17 protein-coding genes and 1 tRNA gene are annotated in these 19,375 nt (G+C 49.0%); 10 read left to right on the plus strand and 8 right to left on the minus strand.

Annotation, left to right across the window (positions count from 1 at the left end):
• The first annotated feature begins 106 nt into the window (after positions 1-106).
• The 3 genes from RCH93_RS00355 to RCH93_RS00365 all read left to right on the plus strand — a co-directional run bounded on the left by RCH93_RS00355 (position 107) and on the right by RCH93_RS00365 (position 2,239).
• The gene (locus tag RCH93_RS00355) at positions 107-307 is read left to right on the plus strand and encodes a hypothetical protein (protein WP_306545983.1); all 201 of its coding nucleotides are present in this window, start codon (positions 107-109) and stop codon (positions 305-307) included.
• 231 nt (positions 308-538) lie between these two features.
• Positions 539-1,750 (plus strand): methyltransferase domain-containing protein, encoded by a 1,212-nt coding sequence (locus tag RCH93_RS00360; protein WP_306545985.1) that lies wholly within the window; start codon positions 539-541, stop codon positions 1,748-1,750.
• Between the two features lie 21 nt (positions 1,751-1,771).
• Positions 1,772-2,239 (plus strand): SRPBCC family protein, encoded by a 468-nt coding sequence (locus RCH93_RS00365; protein ID WP_306545987.1) that lies wholly within the window; start codon positions 1,772-1,774, stop codon positions 2,237-2,239.
• Here the strand turns inward: RCH93_RS00365 and RCH93_RS00370 are convergent.
• The 3 genes from RCH93_RS00370 to RCH93_RS00380 all read right to left on the minus strand — a co-directional run bounded on the left by RCH93_RS00370 (position 2,236) and on the right by RCH93_RS00380 (position 4,978).
• Positions 2,236-2,859 (minus strand): DedA family protein, encoded by a 624-nt coding sequence (locus RCH93_RS00370; RefSeq protein ID WP_306545989.1) that lies wholly within the window; start codon positions 2,857-2,859, stop codon positions 2,236-2,238. The two genes, RCH93_RS00365 and RCH93_RS00370, sit on opposite strands and share 4 nt — an antisense overlap.
• Before the next feature lie 8 nt (positions 2,860-2,867).
• Complete coding sequence (locus RCH93_RS00375; RefSeq protein WP_306545991.1) at positions 2,868-3,668, minus strand: undecaprenyl-diphosphate phosphatase; 801 nt, start codon at positions 3,666-3,668, stop codon at positions 2,868-2,870.
• A gap of 227 nt (positions 3,669-3,895) precedes the next feature.
• Positions 3,896-4,978: an AI-2E family transporter gene (locus RCH93_RS00380; RefSeq protein ID WP_306545993.1), complete on the minus strand. Its 1,083-nt coding sequence runs from the start codon at positions 4,976-4,978 to the stop codon at positions 3,896-3,898.
• Positions 4,979-5,253: 275 nt separating this feature from the next.
• Between RCH93_RS00380 and RCH93_RS00385 the strand changes: the two genes are divergently transcribed.
• A tRNA-Pro gene (locus tag RCH93_RS00385) sits at positions 5,254-5,331 on the plus strand.
• 209 nt (positions 5,332-5,540) lie between these two features.
• On the opposite strand, the gene RCH93_RS00390 is transcribed toward RCH93_RS00385, so the two are convergent.
• The 3 genes from RCH93_RS00390 to RCH93_RS00400 all read right to left on the minus strand — a co-directional run bounded on the left by RCH93_RS00390 (position 5,541) and on the right by RCH93_RS00400 (position 7,343).
• The gene (locus RCH93_RS00390) at positions 5,541-6,254 is read right to left on the minus strand and encodes a DUF554 domain-containing protein (protein ID WP_306545994.1); all 714 of its coding nucleotides are present in this window, start codon (positions 6,252-6,254) and stop codon (positions 5,541-5,543) included.
• A gap of 152 nt (positions 6,255-6,406) precedes the next feature.
• Positions 6,407-6,724: a DUF190 domain-containing protein gene (locus RCH93_RS00395; protein ID WP_306545995.1), complete on the minus strand. Its 318-nt coding sequence runs from the start codon at positions 6,722-6,724 to the stop codon at positions 6,407-6,409.
• Between the two features lie 136 nt (positions 6,725-6,860).
• Positions 6,861-7,343: a MarR family winged helix-turn-helix transcriptional regulator gene (locus tag RCH93_RS00400; RefSeq protein ID WP_306545997.1), complete on the minus strand. Its 483-nt coding sequence runs from the start codon at positions 7,341-7,343 to the stop codon at positions 6,861-6,863.
• Between the two features lie 554 nt (positions 7,344-7,897).
• On the opposite strand from RCH93_RS00400, the gene RCH93_RS00405 reads away from it, so the two are divergent.
• On the plus strand, positions 7,898-9,097 hold the full coding sequence (locus RCH93_RS00405) for a site-specific integrase (RefSeq protein ID WP_306545999.1): 1,200 nt from the start codon (positions 7,898-7,900) through the stop codon (positions 9,095-9,097).
• A gap of 53 nt (positions 9,098-9,150) precedes the next feature.
• Here RCH93_RS00405 and RCH93_RS00410 read toward each other — a convergent pair whose 3' ends face one another.
• On the minus strand, positions 9,151-10,200 hold the full coding sequence (locus RCH93_RS00410; protein ID WP_306546001.1) for an AlpA family transcriptional regulator: 1,050 nt from the start codon (positions 10,198-10,200) through the stop codon (positions 9,151-9,153).
• 297 nt (positions 10,201-10,497) lie between these two features.
• Positions 10,498-11,367: an Lrp/AsnC family transcriptional regulator gene (locus tag RCH93_RS00415; RefSeq protein ID WP_306546003.1), complete on the minus strand. Its 870-nt coding sequence runs from the start codon at positions 11,365-11,367 to the stop codon at positions 10,498-10,500.
• Positions 11,368-12,068: 701 nt separating this feature from the next.
• On the opposite strand from RCH93_RS00415, the gene RCH93_RS00420 reads away from it, so the two are divergent.
• The 5 genes from RCH93_RS00420 (at position 12,069) to RCH93_RS00440 (ending at position 19,088) form a co-directional block, all read left to right on the plus strand.
• Entirely contained in the window at positions 12,069-14,576 is a 2,508-nt protein-coding gene (locus RCH93_RS00420) for a DNA-primase RepB domain-containing protein (protein ID WP_306546005.1), read from the plus strand.
• A gap of 585 nt (positions 14,577-15,161) precedes the next feature.
• Positions 15,162-15,878, plus strand: a complete 717-nt coding sequence (locus RCH93_RS00425) for a thermonuclease family protein (protein WP_306546007.1) — start codon at positions 15,162-15,164, stop codon at positions 15,876-15,878.
• 718 nt (positions 15,879-16,596) lie between these two features.
• Complete coding sequence (gene dgt, locus RCH93_RS00430; RefSeq protein ID WP_306546009.1) at positions 16,597-17,547, plus strand: dGTP triphosphohydrolase; 951 nt, start codon at positions 16,597-16,599, stop codon at positions 17,545-17,547.
• Between the two features lie 121 nt (positions 17,548-17,668).
• Complete coding sequence (locus RCH93_RS00435; protein ID WP_306546011.1) at positions 17,669-18,532, plus strand: CHAT domain-containing protein; 864 nt, start codon at positions 17,669-17,671, stop codon at positions 18,530-18,532.
• Positions 18,533-18,674: 142 nt separating this feature from the next.
• Positions 18,675-19,088, plus strand: a complete 414-nt coding sequence (locus tag RCH93_RS00440; RefSeq protein ID WP_306546013.1) for a hypothetical protein — start codon at positions 18,675-18,677, stop codon at positions 19,086-19,088.
• The last annotated feature ends 287 nt before the right edge of the window (positions 19,089-19,375 follow it).

Consider the following 19,375-nt stretch of genomic DNA (forward strand, 5'->3'; position numbering starts at 1 on the left):
CACGAACGGGCCAGCTGCATGGACGTCAATCAGATTGTCGGCACTGAACGCTGGTAAATTCTTGATCCTTTATCAATAGATACGCAATACACAAGAGGAGAACGTCATGGAATTCACAGAAAGAGACCTTGGAGTCAACTCGGTGGGATATGAGTCGTTGGTTTGGGTGCGGGACAACAACGGCAAGGAATTCAGTTGCTCGTTGGACAACGGCCGCAGCGGGGTGCGCAACATCAGCGACCTCACCGATCACGAACGGGCCAGCTGCATGGACGTCAATCAGATTGTCGGCACTGAACGCTGGTAAATTGTAACCTGCCTCCCTGGTGGTTTTGCCGCCGGGGATTTTTTTTGCCCACAGACACCATTCGACAATCATAGGAAACACCGCGAATTTCACGGACCGGCGACGGCGAAAGATTGTGTATGCCTGCCGGCAGGCTGTGCGCCTGGGAACGCGGTGGGAGTGTCCTTCTGTCTGGGCTTGGCGCGGGATTTTTCCGGCGCCGCACAACCTCATCAAGAGACGGGGAAAACCATGGAGCGCATCAACCAACACAGCCGGGCCGCAGTGGTGTTCACTCTCACCTGGAACAGCGACCAGGCCAGCCACACCGAACAACTCTGGGCCGATCCGGTCAGTTTCTGGCGGGATGTCCTGGACCCGCAACTGGTCAGGGATTTATTGGACAAGGAAGCGGGCGACCGGGCGAGCGTCAAGATTCCGGCGGCCAACTTTTCCACGCCCTATGACGAGCGCAAGCGCATCCGGGTGCGGCCGCGTCAGTTCCAGGGTGTGGACAACCGAGGCCTCCCTTTGCAGCCCAGTCCGGGCCGATTTTATCCCCAAGGATTGCTCAGCGGCGTAGGCGGCGTCTACAAGACGTCCACCAGCCCCTGTCGCTGTCTTGGCCAGGAGGGAGAACAGCTGGTTTTTGATCTCAACCATCCCTTGGCCGGTCGCGATCTCCGCCTGGAGGCCGAGATCGTCGCCCTCCATCCCCCGGCCAAGAAAGAGCGGGGCGGCCGCTGCGAGGACTGGCTGGAGCGAATCAGCAGCGATGGGCCGGGAATGCAGGCCGGCTTCACGGGCGAGGGCGGCGCGCTTTTTACCCTGGGAAATTTCACGCGCGGCGACGAGCAGCCGGACAGCCTCTTTTACCGCCAGCCCCGACTGGTGCATCACCTCGACAACACCGCCCGGGCTGAAATCAGCCACCGCTACGGCGAATTGATTCGCCCCGGCAGCCAGGTGCTGGACCTGATGGGCAGTTGGACCTCCCACCTGCCGGACAGCCTGGAACTGGGCGGTCTCACCGTCCTGGGCATGAACGAGGAGGAGTTGCGGCACAACACGCGGGCCGCCGCAACCCTGGCGCAGGATCTCAACGCAGACCCGATTCTGCCCTATGCCGAGGCCAGTTTTGATGCGGTGATCTGCACCGCCTCGGTGGAGTATCTGACCGATCCCCTGGCAGTGACGGCGGAAATTCTGCGGATTCTCAAGCCCGGCGGACTGCTGGCCTTTGCCTTTTCCAACCGCTGGTTTCCGCCCAAGGCCATCCGCCTGTGGACGGAAATGCACGAATTCGAGCGGTTGGGCCTGGCGGCGGAACTCTTCCACACCTCCGGCGGCTTTAAGGACGTGTCCACGCTCTCACGGCGCGGGTGGCCCCGGCCGCTGGACGATCCGCATCAGGAACTCTGGCTAAGCGATCCAGTCTATATGGCGTGGGGAACAAAGGCGTAAAAGCCAATAAGGAGAGACGCGATGTACATTCTGGAGCGACAGCAGCGGGTGACCGGAACCAAGGATCAGGCTTGGGCGTTTTTGCAGAATCCGGCCAATCTCGACCGGATCACCCCGCCGGACCTGCAATTCCGCATCGTCACCGACATCCCGGCAATCATGTACAATGGGCTGATCGTTGCATACCGGATCACCATTCCCCTGATCGGGACCCACAGCTGGGTGACCGAAATCAAGCACATCCGCGAGGGGTTGAGCTTTGTCGACGAACAGCGGCTCGGGCCGTACCGCTTCTGGCATCACTATCATGAAATTCGCCAGGAAAAGGGCGGCGTATTGCTGATTGATCGGGTCTGCTATCAACCGCCCTTGGGCGTCCTGGGGCGACTGGCGCACCGGCTCTACATTCGGCGGACCTTGGAGCGGATTTTCGATTACCGCCGGCTGCGGCTGGAAGAATTGCTCTCCGGTCCGCAGGCCGCAGGCTAATCGTTGAGTTTGCGCTTGCGGGCCGCCAGCCGGGAGCGGAGGAACCAGCCGATGCCAACAATCGCCACGACAATGATGACGATGTCCACCTGGTGCGAATACTTCTGCACCACGGTCCAGTGCTCGCGCAACCGCATCCCCAGATAAAGCAGAAAGCCGTTCCACAGGGTCGCGCCGACAACGGTGACCAGCATGAACGGCAGCAGCGGCGCCTTGCCCATGCCGGCGGCGATGGAGATGAAATGGCGGACCACCGGGATGAACCGGGCGACAAAGACAGTGAGCAGTCCCTGGCGTTGGTTGAAATAGCGCTCGGTCAGCTCCAGGTCGCGGCGGTTGAGCAGCAGATACTTGCCGACCTTGAGCACCAGCGGCTTGCCGCCGTAGGCGCCCATCCAGTAGGAGAGCAGCGAACCGACCAGCGAACCCAAACTGGTGGAAAGCAGCGCCATCCAGAGGTTCCATTTGCCGTCGGTGACCAGAAAGCCGACAAAGGGCATGACGGCTTCGCTCGGCACCGGGGCAATCATGCTCTCCAGGGCCATGAGGAAAAAGGCGCCGGCATAGGCGGTGGCGTCCAGAATCCGGACGGCGATGGTACTGATGAATTCGGTAATCATAACAGATCTCAGCGAAGGAAATAGACCAGGGCGATGGCCCCGAAAACAACCCGGTACCAGGCGAAAATCTTGAAATTGTGATGGGCCACAAAGCGGATCAAACCTTTAATCGCCAGCAGGGCGCTGAAAAAGGCGACCACAAAACCCACCGTGAAAAAGGCCAGATCCTGTTGAGCCAGGCTGTGCCAGGATTTATAGACGTCGTAGCCGGTGGCCAGGAACATGGTGGGAATGGCGAGGAAAAAGGAAAATTCGGTGGCCGCCTGGCGCGACAGGCCAAAGAGCATGCCGCCGATGATGGTCGCGCCGGAGCGGGAGGTGCCGGGGATCAGGGAAAGCACCTGGGCCAGGCCGAGTTTGAGGGCGTCGGTCCATTCCATCTGATCGACGTCGGTGATCCGCGGGGTGCGCTCCCGCCGCTCCACCAGGAAGATGATCAGCCCGCCGACGATCAGAGCCATGGCCACCACCACCGGGTTGAACAGATGGGCCTTGATCAGTTTGTGCAGCAGCAGGCCAAACACCGCCGACGGAAAAACGCCGACGATCAGATTGATCACAAACCGTTGGGCGCTGGCCTCGCGCTGCAAACCGGCAATCACCCGCAGCAGCCGTTCACGGTAATGCCAGCAGACCGCCAGGATCGCCCCGAGTTGAATGCAGACCTCAAAGGTCTTGGCCTGCTCGCCGGTGTAGTGCAGCAGGTCGCCGGCAATGATCAGGTGGCCGGTGGAGGAGATCGGCAGAAATTCGGTCAGCCCTTCGACCACGCCGAGCAGAACGCTTTGGATCAGCGCAAAAAAATCCATGGAAAAAACTCCAAATCAAATGACACAAGGGAATGTTCTGTGGGAAGAAGCGGCCCAGCGCCCTGGCGGCCGCCGCGCGTGACAGACGACAGGCCTTTACTGCACCCCATTGACGGTCGGGACGGGTTCGAGAAACCTCCTGCTGTTACCTGAAAGATTGTTCCATGTCAAGGAGATACGTCGAAAATGCCGCCCATGCCGCAACTTCGGAATGTCGCCGACGGGTTTCAGTTGCCGTTTTCATCCTGGTTTTCGAAATAGGGCTGATACTCGCAAAAGTACATGTCCGCGAGGGTGAGGAAGGCGGTGAGCGCCAGCGGTCCGTAGATGATCCCCATGATGCCGAACATGCTCATGCCGCCAATGATCGACAGCAGCACCAAAAGCGGCGGCAGATGGGCCTGACCGCCGACGAATTTTGGTTTGAACAGGTAATCCACGGAAAAGGAGAGGGCCAGGTAAAAAAGCAGGGTGACCAGGGCCTGCCCGCCAAACCCCTTGAGATAGAGAATCAGGGCTGTTGGCAGCAGAACCAGGCCGATGCCGACAATCGGCATAAAGGCGACCACCGCCATGACCGCGCCCCAGAGCACCGGGGAAATCAGTCCCATCACGGCAAAATAGATGCCGCCGCACACGCCCTGAATCAGGCCGCTTAAACTGTTGCCGATGAGGATGGCCCCGGAGATCGTGGAAAAGCGTTCAATCAGGAAGCGGTTCTGCGACTCGGGCAGGGGCGAGAGGCGCAGGAGAAAGTTGGTGAGGCGATCAAATTCGATCAGAAGAAAAAAGACGCCGATGATGACGATGCAGAACTGCAGGATGAAGCGCATGATGTCGGCGGCCCAACCCGACACCTGATTGTAGATGAAGAGCCCCACCGTGGTGGAGAGTTCGGTGATCAATCCGGGCAGACGGTCAATGTCCAGGTGGATGCCAAAACCCGAGAGAAAGGCGTCGGCCCGATGGACCAGGCTGTTGTTTTGCAGACTCTGTTGCAGCAGGACCAGGACGTCGTTCTTCTTGGCCAGTTGAATTACTCCCGGAATCTCGGCCGAAAGCGCGCCGATGCTAAACAGCAGCGGCAGAAACACGCACAGGGTGATCAGCACACAGGTCAGGCAGGCCGCAAGCCAGGGCCGGGTCCGGGTGCAAATCCGGGAATAGGCGGGGTGGAACACGCTGGCCAGGAGAAAGGCCAGAAACAGTTGCGTCCAGAAGGGCCAGAGCACCCGGCCAAGCATCAGCGAGGCCACGAGAAAGAAGAAAAGAAAGGTGATGCGCTGAATCGGGGGTGGGGGCGACGCCATGGATGCTCCAGAGGCTGCTTGTGAACGTGGCCGGCAATAAACCGGAGGAAGAATCATTCACGTCATCCTAAAGGGCATCGGCTCTTTTCGCCAGCCCAATGTCAGGACCCGGCACAGGAGAGGGCGTAAAGCGGATAGGCACGGGGCAGGAGGGAAAACAACCCTGCATAAGGCGGGATTTCCGCCCTTTCCGTGGTTGTTCGCCGGGAAAAGGCTTGCAAGTGCGAACCGAATGGTGTAGATAATTTTTCCTTCAGTCACACAGCGACAACCGTCGGGGCGTAGCGCAGCCTGGTTAGCGCGCCTGCCTTGGGAGCAGGAGGCCGAGTGTTCGAATCACTCCGCCCCGACCATTAGAATAGAACAAAAAAGCCAAACACCTACACGGTGTTTGGCTTTTTTGTTTTGTGCTCGTTTTCATTTTTGGTGGCGGGTGTTGGCGGCGTTTTTGTTCTCTTCGGTTGGAAATTGTCCCGCCAAGCCCCTCGTGCCGTTCCTTGCGAATCCCCAATGGAATGCCGACTCTGTCCCCTACCATCGCCCCACGCAACGGTCTGGCGTGTCAGTGCAAATAGGCGGCCCAGAGCCAGGACAGGGGCATGACCAGGATCAGGGCCGGGATCATGTTAGCCACGGGAAATTGCTTGATGCTGCAGATGCGAAAGCCGGTGGCCAGCATGATCAGGCCGCCGCATGCGGAGAAGTCCGCCAGCATATCCGGCGTGGTCAGCGGCATGATTTGTGATGCGCCAAGATAGAGCAGCGACTGCACGGCAAACTGGGGAACAACGAGCGCGCCTACGGTTAGTCCCATGGTCGACGCAAAGATGGGCGCAGTGAAAAAATCCAGAATGGCCTTGACGATCAGCAAGGTCGGGTCGCCGGTCATGCCTTCGCTCATCGCGCCATAGACGCCGGTGCCGCTCATGCCGAAAAGCACCAGCAGGGCGACGAATTTGTCCAAGAATTCTTCGTGACTTATCTCGCCCGTAGGCTTGATGAATTTTTCGATCCATTTTTTGGAGCGGCCGGCCGCTTTCTGGATACCGGTTTCCAGCTGGATCAATTCACCCAAGACAGAGCCGACGACCAAGGCCAGAACCACCGGCGCAAGAAATTTAACCTTGACGATCATGGCCACGCCAAGCCCCATGGACGCACAGCCAAACACCAGGGGCATGCGCAACTTGAGGTTGGGATTGAGTTTGGGGCCGAGCAACGCGCCAATGACGCTTCCGACCAATATCGCCGCTCCGTTGACATAGGGACCGATCATTTTATTTCCTTGTGCGATACGAATTCGTGTCGCGACATGCTGCATTGCAACCAAGCGAACGCGTTATGGTTGATGAATCTGCCGCGCGGCGGCCCATCGCATCATCGCGTCCAGAGCGACAATCCGAGTGACAATCCACGACGGATGATGGCTCAAGAGTCCGAGCTGACGCCAAACTCGGTAGCTGTTTTGGTAAAGAAAACCACAAGCTGTTTCTTTTTGACGGCCGCAAACAGGCGTTCGCATTCGTCGTCTGTGAGCACCAAGATGACCTGCAGCGGACGGTCTTCCAAGTCGAAAATGCTCTCGGAGTGAAAGCGGCCGTCATGACCAAAACCTTCTTGGCCGGACAACAGGGTGGCGCCGCGGATGCCAAGTTGCTTGGCTGTTTCGACAATCCAGTTGGCCACGGATACGCCATCGTGCTCGCGGTTCTGCTGGGTAAAAAATGTGACGATATATCCTTTCATACGATCCCCCCTGTGTGCGTGTTGCCCAATGTTGCGGAGAATTTCACAGAAGCCGACTGCGCCAGCCCAATTTCACCCGCCCCAAGCGCGTGCCGGTCATGTTGTTGGCGCCGTTCCCGTTATGATCCCGGGGAGATTACGCATGGGCGGCCCGTATTTTTTGCAGGATGACGGTGTGCAGTTGCATCATGACCGCGTGCCATTGTTCAAAAGCGTCCATACCCAGGTCGTCGGCCAAGGCGGCGAACCATGCGGCCAACTCCGCCCGCACGTAGACCACGTGCTCTTCGAAGTCCGGGCTTACGGACAACAGGATCTCCCGGCGGTTGTGCGGATTGAGCTGGCGCAAAACCAGGTTGTTTTCCACCATGCGCTCAATCAGGGCTGATGCGGCGGATTTGGACAGACGCATGACAGCGGCAAAATCCTTTAAGGCGCAGGGGGCGATGGCTTTGAGCAGCAGTGCGGCATGGATATGGTTGCTGTTCAGGTTGGCGAATCTGTCGTCGGCGATGCGCGATTTGATGTCCTTGATGACCACCGAATCGATGTAATCCCTCAGCAGTCCGTCGGTTTCCACTATACAGGCCACTTTGGCCATGAAATCGTCATTGTGCATGCGTGCCTCCTGCTCGGCGACGGCGCCGCCGCTGTCTACGCTGTTCGGTCCAGGATAAGGCCGCGCTTGTTGATTGTCAATATTTATGACTGTTCTTGTTACTGACATTTTGGGTCGAGCGCTCTCCCCCTTTGCCCGCCGTGCTTTGGCAACAAAAAGCTGAGTAAAGAGGGGCAATGGGACCAGTTTTCTGGTCCCAAATTGAATGTTTGAGAGCGTTCATTGTAAATGAAAGCCGTTTTCGATCCCAGACTATTGACGGACTGAGCCCCTAAAAAAGAAAAAGCCGTAACCAGTTGCAATGGTTACGGCTTTGTTATTTCATCATGGCGGAGAAGCAGTCCTTCTAACTAATGTTCCAAAGCCGTCCAACTGGTTGCAAGATGATAAATTTTAGCGCTATTTTTCAGGGTGTTAAAATTAAATGCAGTCCGATGAGGTCCAAGGAAGGTTAATGCCTTCCTGTTTGATAGTGTATGCTAAAGTGTATCTTGAAAATAGGCGGTGCATAGTGTAGCTTGATACCACTTGATCAATTTATACTCTGGGAAATTATGAATAAAAAGATATCAGATACATATTGCAAAAATGAAAAAAAACCTGGGATGCACTCGATCGGAAATGGATTGTACCTACGGGTTCAAGTGTCTAGAACGGACTTAAATCATATTACCAAGTCATGGCTTCTCAGATGGGGAGCTGGCGGCAAATACACCATGGGATTGGGCCCATATCCTGCGATTGGTCTGGCTGAAGCTCGAAAACTTGGTGCAGAAGCGATGCAACGAGTCAAATTAGGTTTCGATCCCAGAGCAGAACGAGAAGCTTTAAGAGAGAAAGTTCAACTCAATCAAGAGGCTTTGACATTTCGTGAAGCGAGCAAGAAATATATTCAAAAAGAGTCACCAAGCTGGAAAAATACAAAACATACACAACAGTGGACAAACACTCTGGAAACTTATGCATTACCTGTAATAGGTGAAAAGAAATGTGAGGAAATAACCTTGCAGCATGTGATGAAGGTTCTTGAACCAATTTGGATATCCAAAAATGAAACTGCCACAAGAATACGATCACGAATGGAAAATATTTTCGATTGGGCTATTACTCATGGCCATCGAAAATCGGCCAATCCTGCCAGGTGGAAAGGACTGCTAGAACATACACTTACTAAAATAAGTAAACGTCAAAGAGTAAGGCATCATCCTGCCCTACCATATAGAGATATACCTGAATTCATACAACTGATCAAAGTTATTGATTCGATATCAGCACGAGCACTTGAATTTACGATATTAACTGGATGCAGAACCGGTGAAGTTCTTGGTTTGAAATGGGAGGAAATTGACTTTGATAATAAAACTTGGATTATCCCAAAAGAACGAATGAAAGCGGGTATAGAGCACAGAGTGCCATTATCTGATCAAGCCATAGGGTTACTCGTTAAAATAAAAAAAATGTCGAAAAGTGAATATGCTTTTCAAAACAACATAAAAATCGCTAAACCAATATCAAACATGGCCATGCTCATGCTTCTTAAAAGGATAAAAAGACATGACATTACAGTTCATGGCTTTCGTTCATCCTTTAGAGATTGGGGCGCTGAAGTTACTAACCACACAAGAGAGGTAATGGAGCATGCTCTTGCACATAAACTTGCTGATGAATCTGAAGCAGCATATCAACGAAGTACTTTTTTTGAAAAAAGAATAGCCTTGATGTCAGATTGGGGGAAGTACTGCTACGGTGGATAAATTTTAAAGTAAAAAAATCAGCTAATTAGCCTGTTTACCGAGAGCCTCAGGTATCACACCATTCCCTTATTTTGCAGAAGCGCATAGATGTCAGAACCTCTCCAGGCAACGCGACCTTCGGACACTTCAAAGGGTTTCGGATATCGCCCTGATTTGACTCCGGCATACCATGTACTTTTTCCAACAGGGATAATCGCCGGGATTCCCTTCTCGCGATTACCTATGATATCTTCCAAGCTAAGATTTCGCATATGTAGATCGGCAAGAGTCTTTAATGGTAGCGGTTCCCTGTCATCTCTACCAAGCGGGTTTGGCACGGCTTTCTCGACAACTGTATCAAAGTTGAGTGGTAATGTTTTTTCTTTCTTTTTATTCGGTTGCTTTGTCCTTTTTGGCTTTTCTGTTTGAGCCATCGAATGACTTTCTTGTTCAATTTCGCTAGCCAGAGGTGGTTGGTTTTCAACTGTCAAGACCACTTCCAAATCTGGACCGTATGAGGAAGCCAACGAAGAGTCATCTATAATTGGCGGGAGATAAATTCCGTCGATGGCGGGCATATTTGATGTTTCTTTCCTCGAATCCATTGGCTTGGAAATATTTTTTTCTTCGGGAGTTGAGCCTATTTCGATTTTAACTTCCCCCACTGCCAAATTGTGCTCAACTATGACCAAGTTTTCAAAATCTTCGCCGTTCTCCTCTAACCTTTTGAGTTCATCTAGGCTCAGGTAAAGATCAGACCTCCTGACCTCCATTAATCTGGGTTCACTGTCGTAATTTCGGTCGAATTTGATACGATCTTTGGAGCTAACAAGAAAAATGTTGCATTCAATTGAATTTTGAGGACTCGAAAAATATTTAAGGTTATCCGACCAGATGAAAAACCATTTTTTCCCCAACCCTGGCAGAGCGGGCACAACGGGCACAAAACAATACAGGTGCAATTGTTGCTCAAACGCCCGTTTAATCAGCTCATCTTCTAAATTTAAATTCTTTATTTTCTTTTTATGCGTAATGTAATTCCATTTCTCAGCCAAACTGATACATTTGTCAGCAACATCACTCAAGAGAATATATCTTTCAGTATCATTATTAATTGATACCATCGCAAAACTCCCATTTTATCATATTTGTTATAGAAATTTTGGCCTTGCAGTCAGTTTGAAAGTAGCTATAATGTTCATTTTTGATTGCGCAGCACCCTGAAACGACAAAACTCTCTTGCGAAAGAGACAGATGATTTTTGATCAATAATTTATTTCAATAGTCCTACAAAGGATTCAATGCACATGGTGGCATAATATTGTTTTGACATGAATAAAACGAAGGATGATGTCAATATATCGTTAAACACTATCATGGTTATAACGCATGTCCAAGAAAGTTTTTTCTTTTTGTGAGCGCTACATCCTTGATAAAGGAACTGACAATTCAGGCATCTTTCCAACGATCGACTCAAATCTATCATGAAAAGCGCTAATCAAATAATTATTTTCGAGACTATTCAATATTTTAAGCATATGAACTACAAGATCATCCATTGACATTTCTTCGAAAATTGTCGCCAGCACAATCCAGTTCTTTTTATCACTCGGTTCTTCCATTAGTAAATCTAAACATGTTTCAAATTTTTTGAAAAATTTCCTATTAACACCTCTTTCTGTATCATTTTTTTTAATATTATCATTAAACACCCCTTCAATCATGGCATTTTTAATGCCTAACTGATTATACAGTGGTGTTATATTAAAATTTTTTCTAAAGTGATTTCTAGTTTTTTGATCACTTATAAATTTTTCTATTTTACTTTTTATTTTATTTAGCTCTCTAATAGTCAAAGATTCTTCTTTGTAATGGTTTGCGTTGATCTTCTTTTTTACAATTTTTGTCGACCCGTGTATTGCCATTAACCTAATTTCTATCCAATCTTCCATTGAAAAACTTTCTATAGATAAAACGTAATTTCTTAGTGATTCATTAAGTTCCTTTTCTTTTCTATCTGTACGTAAAAATGCAATAGCAAGGTCAAAGACACGAATCTGTATTCCCGTGGGTTTGTCTGATTGTCTAAGATAGGCCACGCTTTTCGAGATTAAATGTTCTCTTTCTAGTGCTTCAACCCTTTCTCTCGCCGCTTTTTTGGTAATTCCCAATGCCCGAGCTATATCATTATAAGTAGTATTAATTATTTTTTTTCTAAACCCGACCAGATGCAACAAGAGACGTATTTGGTTTGGATTCAGTCTTACATTGATTTGATTTTTGGAGTTCATTTCTGTTCACAATTATTGGTAAGAATATCTTTAGCGTGCCCTTGTGCCCTTATTTTAAAATACAATATTTCAATAAGTTGTCAAGGTTACTATCCGCTAATACGCTGTCCCAGCGCTTTGTGACCCGGCTACAAAGGCCGACGGCTTCTGCGTATAGATCCTTAATATGGGTGCCGACGAGTTGCCTTGACACAACAAAATGCATGGGTCGCGTCTACCGTTCAAGAGTATGCGACCGTGAAGAATCGTAACCCCTGATAACCTCAGTGGCTGCGACCACATTCGGTCAAACGCAGACGGATCAAAACTGTGATCCAAGAGTTGATTTACCTAACCAGTAGGTTGATCAGCAACGGTCGCTGCCTGGGCTCCGTTTCAGCCGACATTCCCCGGCTTTTTTCAACTTTCAATGCTTCGGTGTACGCAAAACTGCTGCGGAAAACGCCTAGGACTTCACTGATTCAGGAGGAAATTAATTTAGACTGCTTTCCCTCATGTTGCCTACTTGTCAGATAAAAAAAATTGAAGACCTGAAAGAAGCGATTTTTTTGTCATGTCTGATCAGTGCCCCTTAGCAATAATCCTTTTGTTATCAGTCGGTTGGATTTGTTGGATTGTAAAAAATTACAACCATGGACAACATTATGAACCAAGGATTGACTTGGGCGAAAATTAATCCAACAAACTGAGGAGTCAAAATTATGAGCAAAATTCTTTCACTAGGCGAGCACAAAGAAATCGATCTTTCTAATAACGAGTTTTTAGAAGCAATTTTCGGAGATGCGGCCGGAGATCAGCGCCCTTTGTGCTGTAGTTTTATTGGCCATTCAGGAAAGGTATCGTCAGAGAAATGGGCCGCTATTCCTTGGCTGAAGGAGAAGTCGACAGTTGCTTCTCAGGGCAATAATTATTTTTCTCTAGCCAGTTTTAACCCTTGTTCTGAAAATAAATACCGACGACAAAAAAGGTATTTCGCAGCCCAGCATGCAGTTATGCTTGATGATGTCGGCACAAAGGCCGTGAGTCTCGATAGGTTGACCCTTACTCCATCTTGGCTGCTAGAAACGAGCCCTGGGAATTTCCAAGCCGGGTACATTTTCAGGGAACCTATAACCGATGGCACGATCGTTGAACGACTGATGAAGAGCATCATCTTCGCTGGACTATGTGACCCCGGGGCGGATGGCCCTCTTTCCAGACTCGCCCGCTTGCCCGTTGGGAATAATGGCAAGCATGACCCACCATTTAAATGTCGTTTAGCAGAATGGCATCCTGAACGACGATACAGTATTGAAGAAATTATCGATGGATTACAGTTAGATTTCAGCTTGGTTGGGGACCGACACTTAGCCGTAACTAACCAAAATAATCAAAGAAAAAATGGTACTGATGACGAATTGTACATCCCCCGGTGTTTGGAAAATCCAGTTCTTGCGAAATTAAAAGAACAGGGCCTCTACCTGCGGCCACTGGGTAACAAAACGCACGATATCGATTGTCCATGGCAACATCAGCACACAGATGGATTGGGAGGAGGAACAGCTTATTTCGAGCCAAGCGAATCTTATCCTATTGGCGGATTCAGTTGTCTGCATGGGCATTGCCGTGACCGACATATGCGAGATTTGCGGGAATACCTGGGAATCAGCAAGGCCGAAGCGAAAAATCGGTCTACTATTCGTATGCCAGCTGGTCATCTGGGGGAAATCGTTGATCATTGCGAGAAGGAGTTGGCCAAAGCTGGCAGTTTTTACAATCAAGGTGGATTAATTGTTAACGCTGTCGCAGATAAAGAATCGAATAATATTATGTTTTTAACTTTATCTTTGCAATCGATTGTCAGGCACCTATCGAACCTTGTCTGTTTTGAGAGACCTGATCAACGTAGGGGATGGACCCCCTGTGATCCACCTGAAAGATATTGCAGAATACTATACGATGCCCAAAATTATCCACATCTTCCAGCTTTACGAGGGATTGCCAAACAACCGTATTTGCGGCCAGATGGTTCCTTGGTAACTCAATCTGGATATGATGAGACCACTGAAATATTTGGCCTGTTTGATAATAAGGAATTTAAAATCCCTGGTTCCCCCTCAAAAAAGGATGCGGAACATGCTTTGGAAATTATCAATAACCGTCTGGAAGAGTTTTGTTTCAAAACAGAAACCGATCACTCCGCTGCTTTGTCAGCGATTTTAACAGCGGTTGTTCGTCCATCACTCCCCTTCGCACCAATGTATCATGTTAGAGCCACACAGATATCAGCGGGGAAAAGCCATCTGATTAAGCTGTTCACGGCCTTTGCCACCGCCAAGCCAGCATCAGCGGTTTCTTTTCCTAGAGATGATGAAGAATGCCAAAAGTTGCTGCTGGCACACCTTCTAACTGCGCCAGCGGTAATTAATTTTGATAACATGACGACCGACCTGGTCCCCCACAAGAGCCTTTGCTCAGCCTTAACCGAAGAATCCCTGACTGGCCGAATTTTGGGTGTATCCAAAATCGCAACAGTTGGCACTAGAACCCTGATCCTTTCAAGTGGCAACAACGTCGGCCCAATCAAGGACATGACAAGGCGAACAATTACTATCCAGCTCGAACCAGATTGCGAAAATCCTGCTAACCGGAAATTCAAAGAAGATCCTGTCGACACGGTTTGTTCTGATCGCGGGCATTTTGTTAGCCTGGCTTTGACAATTATTATGGCTTGGATCGCTGCAGGGCGCCCCCGCATAGATGTTCCAACTCTAGCATCGTATGGAGAATGGTCCGATCTTTGTCGGCAACCATTGCTCTGGCTGGGATGTGCTGACCCTGCTAAAAGCATCTTCCATGCCATTATTCATGATTCAGAACGTGAAATTCTGGGACTTTTGCTCCATCTCTGGCATGGCCAATTTGGGAGTCAGCCGTTAATGATCCGTAAAACAGTCAGTAAGTGTGATGACGCACTGCTGGAGGTCTTTATGGATATAGCTGGTGAGCGTGACTATCTGAATAAGCACCGTCTTGGCAAATGGATTAGTAGACATGCCGGTCGTCCCGTCGATGGGCTTAAATTTGAGAAAGACTCCAGTACCCGTTCTGCAGAAGCTTGGAGAGTTATATCGGTTTCATCGGTTTCATCGGTTTCATCGGTTTCAGAACGTCTTGATGCTGAACCCGTCGTGCCATCTTTTGGATGTTCAACACAGAAGGTGAAATGATTCAGCTAGGCAATTTGGGCCTGAAAGGCGGGGATTTTAAACCTTCTTTTCCGGACGAATAGTAAAGGTAGTAATTTTAACGCCTGAGCTTAATTGCTGCGCACTTGAACCTGAAAATCTCAGAAGGAGATAAACCTACTTAACCTACTTAACCTACAATTTGTTTTGGTAAATAAACCATTTGGTCGCGGTGGGGGTGAGGAGATCTCGCACGATCTCTTCACCCCCACGTTTCTTTTTCATCAATTTCTATCACTCTGGGTGCCGAAAAAATGGTGAGGTTAATCCATCGCTAAATCAAGGTCACCTTGCCTTTTGAGTGCATCCTGCCTGCTTGATCTGGTTAAAAAGTCACGCATGGAATGAGGGTTCCATGCTCACCACGTTACCTTGCGAGATGATGAGCTCGCGGTCATTGGTTCTGCGATATTGAAACGAGATGATTTTTAGGCGCTATTCACTTTTATCTCCCTGATTATACGCCGAATCAGTGACCGTGAGTAAATTTACCGGTATTGATTTATTTACCATGGTGCAGTAGAGGGCAATAGTGCCACTTCATCTACCCCATCAATGGGAGATTGCATGCAACGCTCAATAGCATTTTACCTCAGTCTTCTCGCTTTTTTTCTTCTCATCACCTCCCCATCCAAGAGTTTCGCATGGCCAGCCAAGGTGCTTTCTGTCACCGATGGCGACACGATCAATGTGGAGAGGAAGGGACGCCAACTGAGGGTTAGGCTGTACGGGATCGATGCTCCCGAAATGAATCAGAGCTTTGGCCAAAAGGCGAAGGAATTGACCAGCAGCCTGATTTTAGGAAGGAATGTCGATGTCGAGCAAAAGGATATTGACCGATATGGACGAATAGTTGGATTGGTTAAGATCGACGGCCAGGGGCTCAACGAATTGATCATCCAGAACGGCTACGCTTGGGTTTATCAGCAGTATTGCAAAGAGAATTTTTGTTCCGAGTGGAATCAATCAGAGGCTGCAGCTCGCAAGCAGAAAAAAGGGCTCTGGTCGGATCCTGTTGCGATTGCACCCTGGGATTGGCGACATCATAAAAGTGCTCCACAGCGGCCCGGTGTAGCGAAGGATAATTCCCCTCTAATCCTCGTTGGAGGGGATATGCGTATAGATGGTGGAGTGTCGGGCGGTCAGTCCAAATGCGACGGAAGAACCTCTTGCTCACAGATGACTTCATGCCAAGAGGCAACATTCTTTCTGAATAATTGCGCCGGTTCAAAAATGGACGGAGATGGGGATGGGGTTCCCTGTGAAAAGCAATGGTGCAAGTGATTTGACGAACGAAGATCAAGAGGCAAGATATATTGGAACAATGTTGAGTGCGGCCGGGCAAGGTCGTGTATTTCAGCGGGTGTGAATCCCGCCCCGGAAGGCTGGCCAACCACCGGGTAGCGAGTCCTTGGAGGCTTCATGGTAACATGAAGCTTTAAGCGTAGGATAGCGAGCAGGCAGGCCGTAAGCCGAAAGGTTGAAGGGATTGAGCCCCGTAATTTTCCGGCTCCTCGACATCTCGAGTGGAATTTGCCAGGAAATGGCTGGCTGCATGGGCTGAGATTATGATGCCGCTCAAGGCGCAATATCTCTTCGGCGCTATCTATCTATCTGTTCTTACAATGCGCAAAGGGCCGCCTCCTGAGGAATTGGCCCTTTCGCTATGCCTGCAGCCATTTTGACACAACAAACTGGTTTTATTGTTATTTTTGTCGTTTTGTGTGGGTTTGATCCCTCGGAAAATCAAACCCACACAAAACGACGAGGAGCCAATTTTCCTAGTCGGAAGGACGACATTGTTTAACAGATGGAAGTCAACACAGTCAGCGCCGCTAATGGCAAGCAGCTGGCTGCTTCCCGGGGTCGGAGACCATGGCATGTCTGACATTGGGAATGCACGGCAACCCGGGAGACCCTGTGTCTCTTTCGGAGTATCGAGAGTATGCCTGACAACTGAAAAAGGAGGAAGGCAAACAAGGCACAGTGAGTCGGATATTGCATGCGTGGACACGGTGGATTTGAAGGGAATGGCCAAACATTAAGAATATTATCAAAATTAGAGGCTCATACACCGAAATACGGATTAGATTTAAGCAGACGTGCACTTCTTGGCGTCCTGAAATATCCTGTTAACTATGGAAAATTGGAAAAAACCGGGATAGTTCCCACTGGAAATTATTTAATGATCAAATCGTCGGATTGGAAACCTCCTAAATGTTATCATAATGAAGAAACAGATGTCGCTGATTGGATATTTAGCCCATTTTCGTACGTCGATAAAATGATATTTACCCATCATTCTGATCCAAAAGATGACCAACACGGAAAACCTACAGAAAAGGCTCTTGATACCTCTATCATGGAGCTAGCTGACGATATAGCATATGGAGTTCATGATTTAGAAGATGGAATAGCTTTACACCTAATTACTCGTGAGATGTGGAATTCTGTTGAAGAACAATTTGACAAAGAGTGGATGAAAGAAAATGAAATAATAGATATTGGGTCAAGTTTATTCGGAGACTCTTCACAGAGAAAACGAGCAATTGGCGCCCTAGTTCATACGTTTATGACGAATGCAGAAATTTCAAAAAAACCTGATTATAAAAGTCTCTTACTTGCATACAACGTTATTCTTCCTGAAAATACTAAATCAGCATTAAAATTATTAACCACGTTAGTTTACAACAATGTAATAAACATTCCGGAAGTTCAAACACTGGAATTTCGAGGACAGCAAATAGTAATACAGATATTCAATGCTTTTGCTTCTGATCCAAAGCGTTTTCTGAAAAATACTTTCAAAAATACTTGGGACAATGCTTCTACAGAAACCGAAAAATTAAGGGTAATATGTGATTATATATCTGGAATGACAGATGAATACGCAACGCGCATCTATGAAAGACTCTTTTTGCCTAGGCATGGAACAGTATTTCAAAGATTGTGAATATAATTAACTAATTAGCCAATGAACCTGACCGGAAATAGCCGTGTTCTTAAAAAGAGGGCAACACCTCGGCCGGCAGGTTGTTTAACCGTTAGGGTGCATTAAATCCAGGAGACACAGTGTGAAGAAAATCCTTGTAGTCTTCGCAAATCCACGGGGAACCAACCTTCTTCGCTTGGGCGAAGAGCAGCGCGTGATTCAAGAATGCATAGATCGGAGTCGAAAGCGTGCGCGCATCAAGATTGACTTCAGGACAGCTACAAGTGTTGATGACCTGGCGAGAGCAGTCTTAGAGACGGGATACGAGATTGTGCACCTCTCTGGACACGGTAGCGGTAAAGGTTTTGTGTTGGAGGACGAACGTGGAGATCCGTTCATCCCACCTCCGGCCGCTGTTGCCAAGCTCATGCACGAGAACTCACCACCGATAGAATGCGTTGTGCTAAACAGTTGCTATTCATTGACCCAAGGCGTTCTGACGGCGCTTGGCGTACCGTATACGGTAGCTTCCGAGCGACCTCTTGCGGATGCCGCAGCAATCGAGTTCACCCGAGGCTTCTATGATGCCATTGGTGCAGGCAAGGATATCAAGAGTTCATATAAAGCGGGTGTGATGCGATGCCTATTGAAGGCATTCGATCCGCGTCGGTTGCCAACACTCTTGCCGAAAGATGAAGTTGTTCAATGGCCATCCGAGAGATTGCCCATCCCTCTCGATGACGGCTCGGTCATTCTCCCTGAGCAGATAGCCGCAGAAGGGTTCTGTTCCTGCGAGCGCCAAATGTGCGTCGATGCTAATGAGAAACTCTATTGTTACTGGGTCAAAGGACTGTCAAAATGGGTGATCACCAAGAGATTGTACAAGAGGTGCTACGACGAACTGATACGATGTCCCAGATGCAGAAAAAAGCATAAACGAGGACACATTGGGCGACGCGGATACTGCTCAAAACCTTACAACCACCAGATCCTCCAACGGGATTAGTTTGAGCGCGTCTCATTCGGGTAAATAGCTTGCTGGATTATTAATGAGGTATCGATATATGCGCTTAAACACACTAAGCTACATGGTACCATTTCTACCTTTACTCACCAGAGGAATACTCGGTATTGTATTCAGAAGGTATATGCTTGAGCAGCTAGATGAAGAAGAGAAAGATCGCCAGAATATTAGATCTTTAATTTTGGCAATGATGGGGTTCAGCTTTAGTGGATCTTTAGCGCTGTTCTTGGTCGATGGAAAAGTAGAAGCCAGCCTACAGCTACCAGCATACTATTTACTCACTAGCTTCTTATGCTACCTATTCGTGCTTAATCTACAAGGCCATAAGGACTTCCGTTGGGAAGACAATATATTAGGTGATGGCTTAATGGAAGCGGCATCTCTGTCGTTGATAGCTTCGCTCTTGGCTATCGTAATAGAGTCAAAGTTTGACATCGTTTATAAGGCCTTAATAACTACACTGGCTTTGGCTACCTGGGGTTATGACCATATTATCAGGGTGAAAAAATTATCTTCTTTCCTTTCATCAAAGCAATAGATATCACACATTATGCCTAACCGGAGGATGAAAAATGAGTAAATCTAAGGATAAAGAGCAAAAGACTACTCGCAAAGACACGACGATCCGTCCTGACGATTATGAAAAAAGAGGCCTTGATTTTATTCGTTGCCCTCGCCACGGTGTAAGCTATCCGAGAGGCAGTTCTTGTCCAAGATGCAAATCCGAATAGCCGGCAATACCAGCGCTCAAGAACCCTAACGATGGCCTGAAACGGGATAAGGGATTTATGTGTGCCACGAGGCTGCACGAAAGATGAGGGTAGG

Source organism: Desulfobulbus sp. (genome assembly GCF_030824455.1).
Classification (GTDB): domain Bacteria; phylum Desulfobacterota; class Desulfobulbia; order Desulfobulbales; family Desulfobulbaceae; genus Desulfobulbus.